Here is an 18,530-nt window from a genome sequence, read left to right as displayed (position 1 = left end):
CCATTGACCGACTTTGGCAAGGTGGCGCCGGCGCGCGCAACGGGCATCGCCATGCATTGAGGCGCCGTGGCATTGAAGGTTTGCGCCAGGCTCGGCCGAGCCGAATAGGCCCTTGGCAGGTGTCTTCCTTCCCGCCTTCGAAGCCGTCCCAGGAGCAAGCCAGTGTTAAGGGCGAACGCAGGCGCTCCGCCTGCTTTCGAGTGATCGTTCACTGCTTGTTGAGCAGGCGCTCCAGGTAATCCGTCTCCGCCTTGGGGCGGTTGGGATCGGCGAGGCGGCGGCGCAGTTCGTTCAGCACTTCACCGGCGCGCCTCGAGGGGGAGGCTTCGGTCGATCCGTCCGCACCGGGGTCGGGGCCGTTGAGTTGCCGGCCGAGAGGATCGCGACCACCACGGTTGTTGCCCTGCTGCGGGCCCTTGCCGTTCTTGCGGGCCTGCGCCATCTGCTCGGCGAGCCCCTTTGCCGCCTTGCGCATGGCTTCGATCGCCCGCCCCTGCGAATTGACGGCGTTTTCACCATCCTGCTCGCCGAGCTGGTTTTCGGCATCGCGCATGGCCTGCCCGGCCTCACCCAGGGAGCCGGGTGTCTCCGCGCCGCTCTCGCGCAGATTCTTCTGCATCTTCTCCAATTGCTGGCGCAGCGCCTGCTGGCGCTCCTTCAGCTGGTCGAGGGAGGGGGAAGCCTCGCCCTGGCCGCCTTGATCCGGGTTGCCCTGCTGCCCTTGCCCGTTTTGGCCTTGCTGCCCCTGGCCAGACGGCCCCTGACCCTGTCCGCCCTGACCCTGTCCGCCTTGGCCTTGATCACCCGGGCCTTGATCGCTCTGACCTTGGCCCTCCTGGCCCTGTCCGTTTTGCCCTTGTCCGTCCTGTCCCTGGCCCTCCTGTCCCTGACCGAAGGGCTGGTTCTGGCGATAGGTCTGGTCGCGCAGGCGCTGCTGGCGCAGGATCATCTTGCCCATGTCGTTGAGCGATTGCTGCATCTGCTGCATCGAGGGATCGCCCTGGCCGACGCTGTCCTCGGGATTGGCCAGGTTGTTGAGGATGTCGTCGAGCTGCGAGAGCAGCTTCTGCGCATCGTCCTTCTTGCCGTTCTTGGCCGAATTCTCGAGCTGGTCGAGCAGCTTGTTCAATTCCTCCGGGGTGATGTTGCGCGCGGGCTTGTCGCCGGGCTTCTGATTGTGCTTGAGGGCCTGCTGCTGGCGCTTGGCATAGTCCTGCAGGAAATCGTTGAGGGCCTGTCGCAATTCCTGGGTGAGCTTTTCGATCTCCTCTGGCGAGGCACCGCGTTCCAGCGCTTCCTTCAGCTTTTCGCGCGCGGCCTTGAGTCGGCGTTCGGCGAGCGTGCCGTCGCCCTCCTCGATGGCGAGCGCGATCTGCCAGAGATAGTCGGCGGCGTCGCGATAGGCGTCATCGGAATTGGCGCGGTCGAGCCGGTCGCGCACGGTCCGCAGGCCGAGATAGAGGCCGGCGTCCTTGGTGAAGTCCTCCGGCGCGATCATCAGCGCTTCCAGCGCGTATTTGATCTCGCGGGCCTGGTTGGCATCGACGGCCAGGTTGAGGCGCTGCTCCACCAGGGCGCGGGCGAGCGGATTTTGGAACTCGCGCTGGGGCAGGGTGACGTCCTGCGGCTCGCTGCGACCTTCATTGCCGGCATCGTCACGCACCACCAGCGTCATCTTGACGGTCGCGCCAGCCAGCGGATCGGCCGAAAGATTGCGCGTCGCCGTCACCGTGCCGGAGCGGGCATGGCCTGCCGGCGCGGAGAGGGCGATCTTCGGCGGCTGATAGAGCGGATGGCCATCCGTCAACAGCGTGCCTTGGCTTTCGACGGCGGTGGCGCCGTAGTCATCGTCGATCTTGTAGCTGAAGATCATGCCGCCCTTGCCGTCGGGCTTCACCGGCCCCTCGAAGGCGATGGTGGGCGGCCTGTCGGGGATGACGGTGAAGACAAAGCGCGTCAGGCTGCCGTCGCCATGCCTGATATCGACGCCGGTATCGGCCATCAGCTTGAGGCGTTTTTCGACGACGGCCGCTTCCTGATCCGTCGCCGCCGAAGAGGGGACGTCCTCGGTGCCGGCCTGTGCCGCGATCTCGGTGCCCGAGATTGTCGCGCCTTTGTCGCCGGCAAGGCGCACGACCAGGACGGAGCCCTGCGGCACCGGGATCGGCGCGCCCTGATTGGCCTGCGAGAGGACCTGGGGCGCGCGGCGCGTATAGGGCGGCGGCGTCACCCAGGCGTCCATGCGCATGCCAGGCTGTTCGCCGTTTTCGCCTGAGAACAGCGCAGCGATGTCGTGTCTGGGGGAGGCAAGAGCGTCGAGGAGGCGCGGCAGGCGTTCGGCCCCGGCATAGAAGAAGCCGACGAACAGGGCCAGGATGGCACCGACGCGCAGGCCATAGCGATCGAGCTGCGGCAGGCCCGGCGAGGGAAGGCCGAGGCGCACGCGGCGGCTCGCCTCCAAGGCGAGGCGCAGATGCCGGCGCCATAGCGCTTCGGCGAGCGGGTCCCCGCCTCCTTGCACCATCCTGTCCTGACGGGTGGTGGCCGGCCGATGCGGCAGGCCGATAGCCTGGTCGATGCGCTGCAGCGCCGCATCCCGATTGGGAAGCCGCAAGCGGGTGAGCGGCCAGAGCGAGGCGAGGAGACCGGCAAGGAAGACCAGGAAGAGGAGAAGTCGCGGCAGGCCCGCCAGCACGGCGAACAGATCGAACCAGCTCAGCGCCACGAACAGGCCGGCGATGCCCAGCGGCACGGCCAGGCGCGGCCAGGTTCGTTCCCAGAATAGGGCAAGCCTTGCACGCAGCACGAGCGTATCGAAGGCACGCGCGTCGCGGGCCGCTTCCTCGCTCATGCCTGCCTTGGGATCAGCCATGCCATCATCCAAATATCTCGATCGGCGGCAGGATAAACAGCCCAGCCGGGTGATTCCAGTACCCGCCCATCATAAGCCTGTGCGTGGCGAATCCATGTCCAAATGCGTGTTTGGCACCAAAGCCTGTTCAGTCGGGCACAGGGTGTTGCAATACGCGTCGCGAATCGGCGGACTTTGCGGCACCGGATAGGGGTGATAGGCAGGCAATTCCTCCCGTGAGCTGAGCAGGATCGACAAGCCCGTGAACCACGACAATGCCCGCCCCGACCGGCTCTATGAGGATCCGGATATCGCCAGCTTCTATGACGTCGAGAACGAGTGGAGCGCCGATCGCGCATGCTGCGCGTCTCTGGCGGCGGCCTGCGCTTCGGTGCTCGATCTCGGCTGCGGCACGGGCGATCTTGCGGCGGAAGTGGCGCTTCAGCCTGAGTGCACCGTATTTGGCGTCGATCCCGCCACTGCCATGCTCGATATTGCCCGCCGCCGCCCGGGGGGCGATAGGGTGACTTGGGTGCAGGGCGACGGCCGGACCGTGCGTCTCGGCCGCCGCTTCGACCTCATCGTGATGACCGGCCATGCCTTCCAGGTCTTCCTCACGCCGGAGGATCGTATCGCCGCCCTGCGCACGATCGCGGCACATCTGGAGCCCGAGGGGCGCTTCATCTTCGATAGCCGCAACCCGGCCGTGGCCGAATGGCGCGAATGGACGCCGGAGCAGTCGAGCCGGCGGATCGAGCATCCACGTTTCGGGCCCGTGGAGGCCTGGAACGACGTCGCGCATGACCCCGCCACCGATATCGTGACCTACGGCACCCACTATCGCATCCTTGCTGAGGGGCGGATGCTGTCGTCCCATTCGCGTATTGCCTTTGCCTCGCGTTCCGAGCTGGAACAGGCGCTGGACGAAGCGGGCCTGGAGGTGGAGGCCTGGTATGGTGACTGGGAGCGCCGGCCCTGTACGCCGACGTCGCCGGACTTCATTCCCTTGGGGCGGCTGCGCAGGAGTTCGTGACGCCGATGACCGCCAAAATCCTCATGATCCAGGGCACGGGCTCGGATGTCGGCAAGTCGCTGCTGGTGGCGGGGCTCTGCCGCCATTTCGCCGACCAAGGCCTGAGGGTCCGTCCCTTCAAGCCGCAGAACATGTCGAACAACGCCGCCGTCACCGAGGATGGCGGCGAGATTGGCCGGGCGCAGGCGCTCCAGGCCCGGGCGGCGCGGGTCGCGCTCAGCGTGCACATGAACCCGGTGCTGCTGAAGCCGCAATCGGAGATCGGCGCCCAGATCATCGTGCAGGGCCGCATGCGCGGCTCGGCTCGCGCGCGTGACTACCAGGCGCTCAAGCCCGCGCTGATGGCTGATGTGCTCGACAGCTTCGAGCGTCTGAGGGCCGAAGCCGATCTCGTGCTCGTCGAGGGAGCGGGTTCGGCCTCGGAGGTCAACCTGCGCGCCGGCGACATCGCCAATATGGGCTTTGCCCGCGCGGTGAACGCGCCCGTGCTGCTGGCCGGCGACATCGACCGCGGCGGTGTGATCGCGCAGATCCTCGGCACCCAGGCGGCTATCGATCCGGAGGATGCCGCCCTGATCCGGGGCTTCATCGTCAACAAGATGCGCGGCGATGCCAGCCTGTTCGCCGACGGCATGGCCTTCATCGCTGAGCGCTCGGGCTGGCCGGCCCTCGGCCTGGTGCCGCATTTTCCGCAGGCCGCTCGCTTGCCGGCCGAGGATGCGCTGGCGCTCGGCTCCTACGGTTCCCGTCGTGCCGGTGCCAAGCTGACCATTGCGGTGCCGATGATGCCGCGCATCTCCAATTTCGACGATCTCGATCCGCTAGCCCAGGAGGCGGAGGTCGATCTCGTCATGGTGAAGCCCGGCCAGCCCCTGCCGGTGGCCGATCTCGTCATCCTGCCCGGTTCGAAGGCGACCATCGCCGACCTCGCCTTCCTGCGCGGTGAGGGCTGGGACATCGACATATCCGCCCATGTCCGGCGCGGCGGCCATGTCCTCGGCCTGTGCGGCGGCTACCAGATGCTCGGCAGGCGCATTGCCGATCCCGACGGCATCGAGGGGCCGCCGGGCGAGGTCGACGGCCTCGGTCTCCTCGACGCCGTCACGCGCCTCGGCGGCGACAAGCGTCTGGTGGCGGTAAGCGGGAAGAGCTGCGCGGACGATGCACCCTTCTCGGGCTATGAGATGCATGTCGGTGTCACCGAGGGGCCGGCGCTCGCTCGCCCGCTGCTGCGTTTCGACGACGGCAGCGCCGATGGGGCTGCCTCGGCGGATGGCCGTATCGCCGGCTGCTATGTGCATGGCCTGTTCGCCGACGACCGCCAGCGCGCCGCCTGGCTCACCCGCCTCGGCGGGCAGGGCAGTACGCTGGCCTATGAAGCCGTGGTGGAAGAGACGCTGGACGTCTTCGCCGCCCATCTCGCCGGCCATCTCGACATGGCGGCGATCGCGCGGATTGCCGGGCTGTAGGGCGGAGGCGCCAAATCGCTCATCGCGGGTGCACGTGCGCCGGCAAGCCCTCACGCCAACCCCTCCCTCCACCCGGGAGAGGGGATGCGCTCACTGATACTGCTTGTAGATCAGGTAGAAGGTCAGCAGGCCGATCACGGCCGACAGGATCACGCAGGCCATGTGGTAGAGATCGAGGGCGCGGCGTATATCGGTCGCGCCGGCATCGGCCCGGCCATTGCCCATATAGGCGTCTTCCACCAGGGTCTCGCCATAGATGCGCGGGCCGGCGAGGCGCAGGTCGAGTGCGCCGGCCATGGCCGCCTCGGGCCAGCCGGCATTGGGCGAGCGATGCTTGCCGGCGTCGCGCCGCACGGCGGCGATGGCGGCCCGCCCCCGGCGATGGCTGATGAAGGCGGCCGCGCTGATGATCAGGGCGGTCAGGCGGGCGGGGATGAGGTTCAGCCAGTCGTCGAGCCGCGCGGCGGCCCAGCCGAAGGCCTGGTAGCGCGGGGTACGGTGGCCAATCATCGAATCGGCCGTGTTGATGATCTTGTAGACGGCGATGCCGGGCAGGCCGAACAGGGCATACCAGAACACCGGCGCCACCACGCCGTCGGAGAAATTCTCGGCCAGGCTCTCGATCGCGGCACGGCACACGCCCGGCTCGTCCAGGGTCTCGGGATTGCGCCCGACGATCATCGAGACCGCCTTGCGTCCGCCGGCCAGGCCACCGACCTCCAGCCCGTGCGCGACATCCTCGACATGGTCGCCCAGGCTTTTGGAGGCGATCAGCGAGGAGGCGATCAGGCCGAGCGGAATGAAGCCGTAGGTGACGGAAAGGCAGAGCCGCTCCACGATGTAGCCGCCGAGCCCGGCGATCAGCACCAGGATGCCGGTGGCGACGATGCCGGCGCCCCGGCGGGTGGAAGGGGCGTCCTCCGCGAAGTTCAGCCGCCGGTCGAGCCAGCCGATGAGGGTGCCCATCCAGGTGACAGGGTGGCCGATCCGCGCATAAAGCCAGCGCGGATAGCCGAAGACCATTTCGAAAGCCCAGGCGATCGCCAGACTGAGAATTCTAGAGAAAACATCCATCGATACGGCAAAACCAAACTTGATCGATTCCGACCCCGCTCCGAACGAGCATGCGTGGCAAGGCCGCTTGACAGGAGGGAGGCGCGAACACTAAATGGCGACGCTTCCGGGCAGCCGGGGCTGTAGCTCAGTTGGGAGAGCGCTGCAATCGCACTGCAGAGGTCGTGAGTTCGAATCTCATCAGCTCCACCATCCCGCTTCGCGCTCCATGCGTGGCAGGGAAACCTTAAATACCCGGTAAAGTCTTCGCCTTTTGTGCACCCGCAATCGCATTCCGGCAGGCGATCTGACTCACATTAAGTTTACTTAATGGCATAGGTCGAGCGGCGTCACCGTTCCCGCCCGCGCCATCGTCCCGCCGCGTTCAGGCTGGCCGGGTGCGATTTCGGCTCATTGTGCGTAGGCATAGGCCCCGTTGCAGGCTTCGACACCGGCAACATTGTTGACTTCGTGCCGGGTCGCTCCATTCACGCAGCTTTGATAGTCGTTCGATGCGCTCGGGTACTCCGGGGTGCTTCGCACGCCGATGGTGGGCAGATCCCGCGCCGGCTTCGGCAGCCTGGCTTCAGTGGCGTAATTACCGGGAATTCTCGGTACGTTTCCGGTGAAGGGTTTGACGGTCTCGATCGAAGCCGGACCGTAGGTGCAGGCCGCTGCCAGATTGGCGAGGAGGGCGACGGATAGGAAGGCGCGCATGTTCATTCGATCCACCGGCGCCCAGTGTATTTTCGCCACAACGCGGATTGCCCTGAGGTGCCGGAGCAATCAAAGCAGACCTGGCGGCAGACAAGTGTTCCCCGGCGAACAGGGTATCGTTCGCAAGTATCATTGTCCGCAGGGACGGCACCCACGCAGGCGATCGTCTTCGCTCGATCCATTTTCCTTATGCGGCGTTTATGAAACGCGGGCGGAATATTATGCTCTCTTGATTTGAAGGCCAGCTTTGGAAAGCCGTATAATGCGCTGCTGGGCAGGGCTTTGAACCGATCGAGGATGAGAATGAGAGCGTCGGTTGCCGAACTCGGTGAGGCGCTGGCTTCCAATCGCTCAGGCAGCGGCATCGGCGATCTTCCGCTTCACCTGATTTCATCGGAGCAGATGGCGGAGGAGGTCCAGGATGCGGCGCTTGCCGCCATGGACGACAATGTCGTGGGCTACTTTGCAACGGCGACGATCCCGGCCACCCGGCGCGTCCTGCAATGCGACGGTCCGGTGTTCGGGCCGCTGCTCGGTGCGAGCATGCTGCCCAGTCACACCCTCTTGCGCCTGCCGCCGGGTGTCCTGGGCGCCGAATGGAGCCTCGGCCTGCTGATGGGGGATTCCTATCCCGATCCGCACCATCCGGTGACATCGGCGCAGATCGAGGAGGCCATCATCGGCTGCGTGCCGATGATCACGATCCTCGGCCGACGGGTGAAGGGCGCGGTGCCGCTCAATTCCTGGACAGCGACGGCCGATTTCGGCCTGCATGTCGCGACCTCCAGGGGCGTGCCCGTCTACGACCGGCACCTGGCCGATCTCAAGGGAATGGAGGTCGTCGCCAGCATGAACGGCGCCGTGGTTGGCCGCAGCCATGGCGAAGGTGTAATGGCCGATGTCAGGGCAGCCATCGCGGATCTTTCGCTCTATCTGGCGCGCCGCAGCCGGCAGGTGCCGCCGGGCAACCTCATCGCCATCGGCGGGGGACCGCTGATCCTGCAGGCGGTGGCCGGCCAGGCCTTCACTGCCGATTTCGGAGAACTCGGCACGGTCGAGGTGGTGTTTGCCTGAGATCTAGCCAGTCAAATCTCGCGGAGACGCCCCCTGCCGCTCGAGTTCGTCGATGAGCAGGCGGGCATGCATCGACAGGCCGGCGAGGGATTTGGCGCAGACCACCAGGTGCCGGTCGGCCCAGCCGTCGCTGAGGCGCAGCGTGGCAAGGTGCGGGCTGCCATAGCGCTCGACGGCGGCGAGCGGCAGTACGCCGACGCCGATGCCGGCCTCGACCAGGCGAGCGACGGCATCGAAGCTGCGCAGCCTGACGCGGTAGGCGATGCGCCGTCCCAGGCGGCCGGCCTGGCGGGCGAGATGGTCGGTGAGGGCGCCCCCGGCGAGGCCGACGAAAGGCTCGCCGATCAGTTCGGCAAAGCCGATCTCCGGCCGGGCCGCGAGAGCGCTGGCGCTGGCCGTTACGGCCACCAGGCGATCAACGCCGAGGGCGCGTGTTTCCAGTTCGGCCAGATCGGCGGTAGCAGCGATCACGCCGAATTCGGCCGTGCCGGCGCTGACAGCCTCGACGATCTCGGCGCTGGTTCTTTCCTCCAGATCGATATCGACGCCGGGATGGCTGGCCAGGAAGACGCGCAGTGCCGCCGGCACCAGCTCGACCAGCCCGGCGGTGTTCGACAACATGCGGATCTCGCCCTTGAGGCCGGAGGAAAAGGACAGCAGCTCGCCGCGCATCTGCTCGACCTGGGCGGTGATGGTGCGGGCGTGATGCAGGAGCGCCCGCCCGGCGGCGGTCGGCTCGACGCCGCGGCGGCTTCGGGTGAGGAGGGCGGTGCCGAGCGCGGCCTCCATGCCGCTCACCCGGGCGCTGGCGGAGGCAAGTGCCATATGCATGCGCTCGGCTCCGCCGGAAATGCTGCCAGCCCGTACCGCTGCCTCGAACAGGCGCAAATCCGTGAGATCGAAACGCATGATCCTTTCCTTCGTTTTATCCGAAGGAAGGGATCGGATCTTCCCGATTGTCAAGCAGACGGCCGAATGTCAGGAAGCCTGCATGTCCGATTTTCTCCTGCTTGCTGGTGCCGGGCTGCTTGCTGGCGCGATGAACGCCATGGCGGGCGGCGGTTCCTTCGTGACGCTGCCGGCCCTGATCGCTGCGGGCGTGCCTTCGGTTGCGGCGAATGCTTCGAGTACGGTGGCGCTCTATCCCGGCGGCGCGGCCAGCGCTTATGTCTATCGCAGCGGCTTTGACCCGATCTGCGGCGCGCCGGCTGGATGGATGCTCGCGGTTACGCTGGCCGGCGGCTTGGCAGGCGCGCTGCTGCTCTTGTGGACGCCGACCTCGATGTTCGACCAGCTGCTTCCCTGGCTCTTGCTGGTCGCCACCCTCATGCTGGCGGCCGGGCCTCGGCTCGGCGCTGTGTTGCGGGCGCGGCTGACGGCGGGACCTGCCGTGGTGCTGGCGATCCAGGTCCTGCTCGGCCTTTATGGCGGCTATTTCGGCGGCGCCGTCGGGCTGATGATGATCGCGGCCTGGAGCCTGCTCGATGGAGCCGACTTCAAGGCGCTGAACCCAGCGCGCACGCTGATGGTCACCGCCGCCAATAGCGCCGCCGTCCTCTGCTTCGCGCTCGCCGGGGCGGTGGAATGGACGCAGACGCTGATGGTGGGAGGCGGGGCGCTCGCGGGCGGCTATCTCGGTGCCCAGGCGGGCCGCCGTCTGCCATCCGCCGCCGTGCGCCTCGCTACGTTGGTGATCGCGATCGGCATGACCGTAGCCTTCTTCGTCAGGGCCTATGCGTGAAAATGAATTTGGAAACGATCGTTCTCTTTTAGGTCCATCTTCAGCTTTTCCTTTCCAGTCTCGTCTTCTTTTTCTATGGTCCGACCAATGGCGCGGCAGAAACTTTCCGCCGCCTTCAGCCTTCGGAACCGACTTTCATGACATCCAAGCCGGCGAGCAGTTCCATCCTGGCCTTTCTCGTCGCAGGCGCCTATTTCATGGAGATGCTGGACGGCACGGTGGTGGTCAGCGCCCTGCCACAGATGGCCGAATCCTTCGGCGTGCAGCCGATCGACCTCAATATCGGCATCTCTGCCTATCTGCTCACTCTGGCCGTGCTGATCCCGGCGAGCGGCTGGGTCGCCGATAGATATGGCCCGCGTGCCGTGTTCGGCTGGGCCATCGTAATCTTCACCGTGGCCTCGATCCTGTGCGGCCTCAGTTCCAGCCTGCCGGTCTTCACGGCGGCGCGGATCCTGCAGGGCGTCGGCGGCGCCCTGATGGTGCCGGTGGGGCGGCTGATCGTGCTGCGCAATACCGCCAAGCAGGACCTGATGCGGGCGATCGCCACCATCACCTGGCCGGGCCTGGCGGCGCCCGTGCTCGGCCCGCCCATCGGCGGCTTCCTCGCCACCTATGCGACCTGGCACTGGATCTTCTTCCTCAACGTGCCGCTCGGCATCATCGGCTTCATCCTCACCATGAAGCTGATCCCCGCCGGCAAGCCGGATGGCGCCAAGCCGTTCGACTGGACCGGCTTCGTCTTGATCGGCGTTGCCTGCTTCGGCCTGATGTACGGCCTCGACCTGATCTCGCGACAGGACAGCTCGATGTCCCTGGCGGCGATCTGGCTGGCGGCGAGCGCCGTGGTCACGACAGTCGCCGTTCTCCATGCAAGGCGGGCTGAGCATCCCCTGGTCGATCCCTGGGCCCTGCGCATCCGCAGCTTCTCCATCACCATCTTGGGCGGCTCAGTGTTCCGCGTCGCCATCGGCGCGGTGCCCTTCCTGGCGCCCCTGATGTTCCAGCTCGCCTTCGGGCTCGATGCCTACCAGGCCGGCCTGCTGGTGCTGTGGGTGTTTGCCGGCAATATCGTGATGAAGCCCTTCACCACGCCGGTGCTGCGGCGCTTCAGCTTCCGCCAGGTGCTGCTCGGCAACGGCCTCGCCAACGCCGTGCTGATCTCTTCCTATGCGCTGCTGACACCGGCGACGCCCTTCCCGCTGATCTGCGCCTTGCTGTTCGCCAGTGGCCTGACGCGGTCGATGCAGTTCACCGCCCTCAATACCATCGCCTTCGCCGACGTGCCGGAAGCGCGCATGAGCGGGGCGAACACCCTCTTCAACGTCGCCCAACAGATGTCGATGGGCCTGGGCGTCGGCGTGGCTGCCGCAGCACTGCGCCTTGCCGAGCTGTGGTTCCCGGGCACGAACGGCTCGCTGCCGCTGATCGATTTCCAGATCGCCTTCGCGGTGATCGGATTGATCGCCTTCATCGCCATCCTCGACATGATCGGCCTCGATGCCAAGGCCGGCAACGAGCTCAGGGTTCGGCGAGCAGGCGCGAAATAGCATCCCGATACCAGCAACGCCCGGGCGCGACGTTCATCGATTGACAGACCCGCTCTCTTTGGAAAGAGTCAAAGAAAGCAAAGCGTTTTGCGACGTGCCGCAATCGGCAGGCATTGCAAGGACGCACCGATCGGGGGAATGCCATGTGCCATCTGTTCGCCTCCCAGCCGCCGGAGACCTATGAGACGCATACGCGTTCGGTGCGTATCGGCGGGCACGCGACCTCGATTCGCCTCGAAGCCGTCTATTGGGACATTCTGGAGGAGCTTGCGGTCGACCAGGGCATGTCGCTCGGCCGTTTCGTCACCCGCCTGCATGACGAAGTGCTGGACCTTCACGGCGACGTCCGCAACTTTACCTCGCTCCTGCGCTGCTGCTGCCTGAAATATGTCGCCGAGCTGCGACCGGCCGCTTCGCGCCGGCCTGCCGCCTTCGATCTCGTCGCCGCGGAGTAGGGCCGGCAGCCGTTGCTCTCGGTTCTGCCAGGGCTTCGCGCTGCTTTGGCTGAAGACAACCTATTTTCCGAATTCTCGACGTGTAATGCAATATTACTACCCGGTGTCTGAAGCCGGCACCTAACCTCCTGTCCATAGTCGCAAACCAAACAGGCGGTCATGATGGGTGGGACGCAAGGAGGGATGGGCAAGGCGCTTGCCGTCATGGCGGGAGCCTGGCTGCTCGGCATCTCCACCGCCCAGGCGGACGACGATCTCGTCGCCGCCCAGAAGCAGTTCGTCACCAGCTGCGGCACCTGTCATGTCGTCGATCCCAAGGCGGGTCCACGCCAGGGGCCGAACCTGGCCGAGATCGTCGGCCGCAAGGCGGGAACCTATCCGGGTTACAAATATTCGGCGGCCCTCGCCAATGCCGGCTTCGCCTGGGATGGCGACAGCCTCGACAAGTGGATCACCAATGCCCAGGCCTTTAAGCCGGGCACCACCATGCCCTATCGCCAGGCCGATCCCGCCAAGCGGGCGCGGATCATTGCCTATCTCAAGTCACTCAGCGTTCAAAAGTAGAGGCCAGTTCCCATGGGCATGATTCACAGCATGATCCGCGTTCTCGACGAGGAGCGTTCGGTCGATTTCTATCGCAAGGCCTTTGGGCTGGATGTCGCCGGCCGCTTCGCCTTCGAGAGCTTCACCCTGATCTATCTTAGCGACGAGACCGGCTTCGAGCTGGAACTGACGGTCAACAAGGGTCGTACCGAGCCCTATCAGCTCGGGGACGGCTATGGCCACCTGGCGATCTCCGTGCCGGACCTTGCTGCGACGCATGCGAAGATCTCGGCCCTCGGCCTCGCACCCGGCGATTTGAAGACCCTGTCCTTCCCGGATGGCTCGGGAGCCGCTCGCTTCTTCTTCATCCAGGATCCGGACGGCTACAAGATCGAGGTGCTGCAGCGGGGCGGGCGCTACAAATAGCCCAACGGCCGCCTGTAGGCGGCCGCTCGGCGTCACAAGAACGGCAGACCGGGGCGCCGATGGCAGCCCCGGCGCAACATGCAGGGAGGACAACATGAAGAAAGCCAGGCAGGCGGGTGAACTGTCCCGTCGCGGTTTTATCGTCTCGGCTGCGACCGGCGTTGCGCTGGTGGTCTCCGGCGGCGCGCTCTATTGCCCGCGGGAGGCCTGGGCGCTGGACGCCACCACGCTGAAGCCGGAGACGCTGGAAACGCTGATCCGGATGTCGCGCGACATCTATCCCCACGACCGGCTGCCCGATCGCTATTACGCCATTGCCGTCAAGGACTTCGATGCCAAGGCGGGCAAGGATGCGGCCAGCAAGGCGCTGTTCGAGGATGGCGTGACCACGCTGGACGGGCTGGCCGCCGCAGCAGGGGGCAAGCGCTACGCCGATCTCGGCTGGGAAGAGGAGAGGCTTGCGATCCTTCGAAAGGTCGAGGCATCGCCCTTCTTCGGTGCCGTGCGCTCAGGCCTCGTGGTCGGCCTCTACAACCAGAAGGAGGTCTGGCCGCTCTTCGGCTATGAGGGCTCCTCCGCCGACAAGGGCGGCTACATCAACCGTGGCTTCTCCGACATCGAGTGGCTCTGACCCGGCCTGCAGAAACCGGATTCCCTCGATCATTCTGACCGGCCGGGTCTTCCTGCCGGCGGCACCCATTCCCGAGCAAAGCGCGTTTCAGCGAGAACGCATTTTTACTCTCATTCTTTGGTTCGACGCGTCCTTGCGGCCTGAGACGAGCCCGTCCATGCGCAAGACGCCCTGGAGGAGACAGAACCATGGCAGCTCCTTTTGATCTGAACGACGATTCCGTCGTGGTGATCGTCGGCTCCGGCGCCGGCGGCGGCACGCTGGGCACCGAACTGGCCCTCAAGGGCGTGAAGGTCGTGATCCTGGAAGCAGGCGGCCGCTACGAGATCGAGGACTTCGTCAACGACGAGTGGGAGAGCTTCGGCCAACTCGCCTGGAAGGACATGCGCACCACTTCCGGAAGCTGGCGCGTGCACAAGGACTTCCCCAATTTGCCGGCCTGGATCGTCAAGGCGGTCGGCGGATCGAGCGTGCACTGGGCCGGCGCCTCGCTGCGCCTCCAGGAACACGAGTTCAAGATCCGTTCCACCTATGGCAGCCTGCCGGGTGCCAATCTTCTGGATTGGCCGATCACCCTCGCCGAACTCGAGCCCTATTATGCCAAGGCCGAGGACAAGATGGGGGTGACACGCACCAACAACATTCCCGGCCTGCCCGGCAACAACAACTACAAGGTGCTGGAAGCCGGCGCCAAGAAGCTCGGCTACAAGGAAGTGCATACCGGGCGCATGGCGATCAACAGCCAGCCGCGCGACGGGCGCGGCTCCTGCCAGCAGATCGGCTTCTGTTTCCAGGGCTGCAAATCGGGCGCGAAATGGTCGACCCTCTATGCCGAGATCCCGAAGGGAGAGGAGACCGGCAATCTCGAGGTTCGGCCGAACAGCCAGGCCGTCAAGATCGAGCATGATGCGAAGGGCAAGGTCACCGGCGTGGTCTATCTCGACAAGGACGGCAAGACGCAGCGCCAGAAGGCGCGCGTCGTCGCGGTTGCCGGCAATTCCATTGAGAGCCCGCGTCTGCTGCTCAACTCGGCCTCGAACCTGTTCCCGGACGGCTTGGCCAACAGCTCCGGCCAGGTCGGCCGCAACTACATGCGCCATACCACCGGCTCGGTCTACGGCGTTTTCGAAAAGCCGGTGCACATGTATCGCGGCACTACCATGGCCGGCATCGTGCGGGACGAGGCGCGCCACGACCCCAAGCGCGGCTTCGCCGGCGGCTATGAGCTGGAGACGCTGTCGCTCGGCCTGCCCTTCATGGCAGCCTTCCTCGATCCCGGCGCCTGGGGGCGATCCTTCACCTCCGCCCTCGACAGTTACGACCACATGGCCGGCATGTGGATCGTCGGCGAGGACATGCCGAGCGAGGCCAACCGCATCACCCTGCATGCAAGCGCCAAGGACAAGGCGGGCATGCCGGTCGCCAATGTGCATTTCGACGACCACGAGAACGACACCGCCATGCGCAACCATGCCTATCGGCAGGGGCGGGCGATCTATGAGGCTGTGGGCGCCGTCAGGACCTTCCCGACGCCGCCCTATCCCTCCACCCACAATCTCGGCACCAACCGCATGAGTGCCAAGGCTTCCGATGGCGTGGTCAACAAGCACGGCCAGACGCACGACATCAAGAATCTGTTCGTCTCGGATGGCAGCCAGTTCACCAGCGGAGGCGCGGAGAATCCCACATTGACCATCGTGGCGCTCGCCATCCGGCAGGCCGACTTCATCGCTTCCAGCCTGAAGAAGGGGGAGCTGTAGGGACGAGGCGCGGGAGGCGCCGAGTGAGCCTCCCGCACCGTAAAATCCTGCTCAATCCGCGACCAGATGGCTCTTGCAGACGGCGCTGGGTGGGGCTTCCCAGGGGCCGCGCGGATTCATCTGGGCGGCGTAGCCCTGATAATCGCTGATGGTGCGGACGCAGTCGGCATAGGCAAGTTCGCCCCTGCAGCGTTTCATCGCCGGGGAATGGTCCGCCAGCCCCTTGGCGCGGCAGATCGAGGTGTACCCCTCGTCGACAAGCCGCCGGCTTTGGGCTTGCTGGCAACCGGTTTTGTCCTGGGCGCTGGCGCATCTGGCGGCGGCGTCCTGACGGACCTGCCGCTTGTCGATGCCGCTTCCCGATGCGCAGGCTGCCAGGGCGATGCCGCTGCCTACAACGAAGAGGAGGGCGATAGAGAAGGGCAGCTTGCGTCGGAGGGACGGACTTTCATGATTGACGCGCATTCCCGGCCATCTTTTCGTTGTTGTCGGAGGCTTCAGCCCAAACCATGGCACGGGGCGGCAATAGCGTCGATGTCAGCCCGCCCTGCTCAGCTTGCTGTCCCCATCGGATTGGGCAGGTAACCGACGAAGCCGGCGATCTTCCAGTTTCCGTCGACCCGGTTGCACAGATAAAGGGTCTGCCAGTTGATGGCATCGATGCTGCCGTCGGCCTTGGCGATGGTGCCGTCGAACTTCTTGTGTGCCACCGCCCGCTCGCCGTTGATGTCGATCTCTTGCAGCGAAGTGATGCGATAGAGCGCCTCGCGGCGCGGTTCGGCATAGGCGGTGGCCGCCGAGAGCCTGGCCTGGCTCAGCCAGCGGTCGCGGTAATCATCGAGGCGCGGAAAGATCATGCGCCATTCGTCCGGATTGGCGGATTTGAGGCCGCTCAGGCCGAAGAAGCTTTCGGCGAGGAAATCGCCCTCCACCGCCGGCCAGTCCGCCTTGAGATAGGCCTCGATGTCGCGGCGGACCAGCATCTCCCACAGGGCGTGGCGTTCGGGATCGTCGGGGAAGGGATTGGTGTCGAAGGGCATGCAAGGTCCTGAAAGGAAAACGGTTTGAATAGCTGGCGCGACACTGAGACCCCCTTCGCCCCGTTTACGGGGAGAGGGCAGGGGTGAGGGGCTGTGCAGTATGTGCGGACTTATCGCTGCCCCTCACCTTACTTCTCCCCGCAAGAAGCGGGGCGAGTGGGCGCGAGCGTCGAGTCTCTTCATTGACCACCCCGTCTCGCACGACCCTCAGCGAGACCAGAGGCACGAAATCCCTAGCCTCCCGCCTTACAACCGCGCACCGCTCTGCGGATCGAAGACGTGGACATTCGCACGGTCGACATTGAGGTGGAGCGTCTCGCCCGGCTGGGGCGACAGGCGCTCGCGGAACACGGCGCGCATCGCGATGCCGTCGATGGTACCGAACAGATGGGTCTCCGCCCCGGTGGGCTCGACCACGCCGACCACGAAGGGAAAGCCGTTCTGTTCATTGCCGAGCAGGAAATGCTCAGGGCGGATACCGATCTCGACGGCCTGGCCGGAGGTAGCGGTGCTGTCGCCCATCGGCAGCGAGAGACCGTTCTGCGTTCGCAAACGGGGTATGCCGTCGCCCTTCTCGACCGTGCCGGGAATGAAGCCCATCGAGGGCGAGCCGAGGAAGCTCGCCACGAAGCGGTTGGCCGGCCGGTCGTAGAGTTCGAGCGGCGTGCCGACCTGCTCGATATGACCGGCATTCATCACCACGATGCGGTCGGCCATGGTCATAGCCTCGATCTGGTCATGCGTGACATAGACGATGGTGGTCTTCAGGTCCTGGTGCAGCGCCTTGATCTCGGTGCGCATCTGCACGCGCAGCTTGGCGTCGAGATTGGAGAGCGGCTCGTCGAACAGGAACAACTCGGGCTGGCGCACGATGGTGCGGCCCATGGCAACGCGCTGGCGCTGGCCGCCGGAGAGCTGGCGGGGATAGCGGTCGAGATAGTCGTGGAGATTGAGCACGCCGGCGGCCTTCTTGACGCGCGGCTCGATCGATTGGGCGCTCTCGCCGCGCATGCGCGGGCCAAAGCCGATATTGGCGCGCGTCGTCATGTGCGGAAACAGAGCGTAGCTCTGGAACACCATGGAGATGTTGCGCTGCTGCGGCGACAGCTTGTTGGCAAGCTTCGAGCCGATCCACAATTCCCCGTCCGAAATCTCGTCGAGACCGGCGATCATGCGCAGCAGCGTGGACTTGCCGCAGCCGGAGGGGCCGACCAGCACCACGAATTCGCCGTCGCGGACATCGAGGTCGATGCCCTTGAGGATCACGGCCGAGCCATATCGCTTTTGCAGCGCCTTGACCTGCAGGCCCGCCATGTCACGACCTCCTCTCGATGATGTCGCGCACGAAGCGCAGATTGCCGGCGGTCAGGCCGCCATCGACCGGCAGGACCGCCCCCGTCACGCCGGCGGCGAGCGGGGAGGCCAGGAAGACGGCGGCATTGGCGACGTCCTCGGGGCGCACCATCCGCCCGAGAGGGTAATGGGAGACGACATCTTCGAGGATCGTCGGATCCTTGGCAAGGCGATGGTCCCAGGCCGGTGTGCGCACCGAGCCGGGGCAGACCACATTGGCGCGGATGCCGTTCCGGCCGGCTTCCACCGCGATCGACTTGGCATAGGCGATCAGCCCGGCCTTGGCGGCCGAATAGGCCGGGTTGCCGTAATGGCCGAGCCCGTTGACCGAGGCGATGAAGACGACCGAGCCGCCGCCGCGCGCCACCATCGCTTCCATCACGGGCCGGGTGACATGGAAAGCGCCGGTGAGGTTGATGGCCAACTCACTTTCCCAGACCGCGTCGTCGACGTCATCCAGCGTCTCGGCGCGGGTGAAACCGGCATTGTTGACCAGGATGTCAGGCGTGTTGCCCTGTGCCACCAATCCGGTGATCGCATCGGTGCAGGCCTTGGCGTCGGTGAGGTCGAAAACGAGTCGGTGCTGCAGAGGCAGGCTTTCCAGGAGGGACGCATCCCTGTCTGCGCCGGAGACCATGGCGCCGGCGTGGCGGAAGGCTTCGATCATTGCCCGCCCTATGCCCCCGCCGGCGCCGGTGACCAGGACATGGCGCCCCGAGAGGCCGAAGGGATCGGGGTGGCTGGCAGGATCGGACATCGGGAGACTCGTGAGAACGGATGGTTCTTTGCGAACGAAAACAGGCGCCATCTATGCATGCCGATGGCGCGAAGGCA

18 protein-coding genes and 1 tRNA gene are annotated in these 18,530 nt (G+C 65.7%); 11 read left to right on the top strand and 8 right to left on the bottom strand.

The window, feature by feature from the left end; all coding sequences use genetic code 11:
• Positions 1-208: 208 nt before the first annotated feature.
• On the bottom strand, positions 209-2,872 hold the full coding sequence (locus ACZYTC_RS16935) for a TIGR02302 family protein (RefSeq protein WP_488990142.1): 2,664 nt from the start codon (positions 2,870-2,872) through the stop codon (positions 209-211).
• Positions 2,873-3,113: 241 nt separating this feature from the next.
• Between ACZYTC_RS16935 and ACZYTC_RS16930 the strand changes: the two genes are divergently transcribed.
• Together ACZYTC_RS16930 and ACZYTC_RS16925 are read left to right on the top strand one after the other, a co-directional pair.
• On the top strand, positions 3,114-3,884 hold the full coding sequence (locus tag ACZYTC_RS16930; protein WP_434959323.1) for a class I SAM-dependent methyltransferase: 771 nt from the start codon (positions 3,114-3,116) through the stop codon (positions 3,882-3,884).
• A gap of 5 nt (positions 3,885-3,889) precedes the next feature.
• Complete coding sequence (locus tag ACZYTC_RS16925) at positions 3,890-5,353, top strand: cobyric acid synthase (protein WP_441772900.1); 1,464 nt, start codon at positions 3,890-3,892, stop codon at positions 5,351-5,353.
• Positions 5,354-5,443: 90 nt separating this feature from the next.
• On the opposite strand, the gene cbiB is transcribed toward ACZYTC_RS16925, so the two are convergent.
• Positions 5,444-6,427 (bottom strand): adenosylcobinamide-phosphate synthase CbiB, encoded by a 984-nt coding sequence (cbiB, locus tag ACZYTC_RS16920; RefSeq protein ID WP_441772899.1) that lies wholly within the window; start codon positions 6,425-6,427, stop codon positions 5,444-5,446.
• A 116-nt stretch (positions 6,428-6,543) separates the two neighbouring features.
• Between cbiB and ACZYTC_RS16915 the strand changes: the two genes are divergently transcribed.
• Positions 6,544-6,619, top strand: a tRNA-Ala gene (locus ACZYTC_RS16915).
• Positions 6,620-6,817: 198 nt separating this feature from the next.
• On the opposite strand, the gene ACZYTC_RS16910 is transcribed toward ACZYTC_RS16915, so the two are convergent.
• Positions 6,818-7,129, bottom strand: a complete 312-nt coding sequence (locus ACZYTC_RS16910; RefSeq protein ID WP_441772898.1) for a hypothetical protein — start codon at positions 7,127-7,129, stop codon at positions 6,818-6,820.
• A gap of 297 nt (positions 7,130-7,426) precedes the next feature.
• On the opposite strand from ACZYTC_RS16910, the gene ACZYTC_RS16905 reads away from it, so the two are divergent.
• Positions 7,427-8,197, top strand: a complete 771-nt coding sequence (locus tag ACZYTC_RS16905; protein ID WP_441772897.1) for a hypothetical protein — start codon at positions 7,427-7,429, stop codon at positions 8,195-8,197.
• A 3-nt stretch (positions 8,198-8,200) separates the two neighbouring features.
• Here ACZYTC_RS16905 and ACZYTC_RS16900 read toward each other — a convergent pair whose 3' ends face one another.
• Positions 8,201-9,106, bottom strand: coding sequence for a LysR family transcriptional regulator (locus ACZYTC_RS16900; protein ID WP_441772896.1), 906 nt, complete (start codon positions 9,104-9,106; stop codon positions 8,201-8,203).
• An 82-nt stretch (positions 9,107-9,188) separates the two neighbouring features.
• Here ACZYTC_RS16900 and ACZYTC_RS16895 point away from each other — a divergent pair, with 82 nt between their 5' ends.
• The 7 genes from ACZYTC_RS16895 to ACZYTC_RS16865 all read left to right on the top strand — a co-directional run bounded on the left by ACZYTC_RS16895 (position 9,189) and on the right by ACZYTC_RS16865 (position 15,303).
• A complete protein-coding gene (locus ACZYTC_RS16895; RefSeq protein WP_434959329.1) occupies positions 9,189-9,938 on the top strand; it encodes a sulfite exporter TauE/SafE family protein in 750 nt (249 codons plus the stop codon).
• Between the two features lie 137 nt (positions 9,939-10,075).
• Positions 10,076-11,488, top strand: coding sequence for an MFS transporter (locus ACZYTC_RS16890; RefSeq protein WP_434959330.1), 1,413 nt, complete (start codon positions 10,076-10,078; stop codon positions 11,486-11,488).
• A 143-nt stretch (positions 11,489-11,631) separates the two neighbouring features.
• Positions 11,632-11,943 (top strand): ribbon-helix-helix domain-containing protein, encoded by a 312-nt coding sequence (locus tag ACZYTC_RS16885; RefSeq protein ID WP_068289590.1) that lies wholly within the window; start codon positions 11,632-11,634, stop codon positions 11,941-11,943.
• Between the two features lie 183 nt (positions 11,944-12,126).
• Positions 12,127-12,507, top strand: a complete 381-nt coding sequence (locus ACZYTC_RS16880; protein WP_434959331.1) for a c-type cytochrome — start codon at positions 12,127-12,129, stop codon at positions 12,505-12,507.
• A gap of 30 nt (positions 12,508-12,537) precedes the next feature.
• Positions 12,538-12,912 carry a VOC family protein gene (locus ACZYTC_RS16875; protein ID WP_454812107.1) on the top strand — a complete coding sequence of 125 codons (375 nt, stop codon included), beginning with the start codon at positions 12,538-12,540 and terminating at the stop codon, positions 12,910-12,912.
• Positions 12,913-13,006: 94 nt separating this feature from the next.
• Complete coding sequence (locus tag ACZYTC_RS16870; protein ID WP_434959333.1) at positions 13,007-13,543, top strand: twin-arginine translocation signal domain-containing protein; 537 nt, start codon at positions 13,007-13,009, stop codon at positions 13,541-13,543.
• Between the two features lie 188 nt (positions 13,544-13,731).
• Positions 13,732-15,303 (top strand): GMC family oxidoreductase, encoded by a 1,572-nt coding sequence (locus ACZYTC_RS16865; protein WP_434959334.1) that lies wholly within the window; start codon positions 13,732-13,734, stop codon positions 15,301-15,303.
• A gap of 51 nt (positions 15,304-15,354) precedes the next feature.
• Here ACZYTC_RS16865 and ACZYTC_RS16860 read toward each other — a convergent pair whose 3' ends face one another.
• The 4 genes from ACZYTC_RS16860 to ACZYTC_RS16845 all read right to left on the bottom strand — a co-directional run bounded on the left by ACZYTC_RS16860 (position 15,355) and on the right by ACZYTC_RS16845 (position 18,453).
• On the bottom strand, positions 15,355-15,768 hold the full coding sequence (locus tag ACZYTC_RS16860; protein ID WP_488990141.1) for a hypothetical protein: 414 nt from the start codon (positions 15,766-15,768) through the stop codon (positions 15,355-15,357).
• A gap of 86 nt (positions 15,769-15,854) precedes the next feature.
• Positions 15,855-16,343, bottom strand: a complete 489-nt coding sequence (locus ACZYTC_RS16855) for a hypothetical protein (protein ID WP_481273554.1) — start codon at positions 16,341-16,343, stop codon at positions 15,855-15,857.
• 246 nt (positions 16,344-16,589) lie between these two features.
• Positions 16,590-17,657, bottom strand: coding sequence for an ABC transporter ATP-binding protein (locus ACZYTC_RS16850; RefSeq protein WP_434959336.1), 1,068 nt, complete (start codon positions 17,655-17,657; stop codon positions 16,590-16,592).
• A 1-nt stretch (position 17,658) separates the two neighbouring features.
• Positions 17,659-18,453, bottom strand: a complete 795-nt coding sequence (locus tag ACZYTC_RS16845) for an SDR family oxidoreductase (RefSeq protein WP_488990140.1) — start codon at positions 18,451-18,453, stop codon at positions 17,659-17,661.
• Between the last annotated feature and the right edge of the window lie 77 nt (positions 18,454-18,530).

Source organism: Labrys sp. F242, assembly GCF_057813875.1.
Note: the sequence above shows the minus strand (reverse complement) of the source record. Positions and strands in the feature narration are given on the sequence as shown.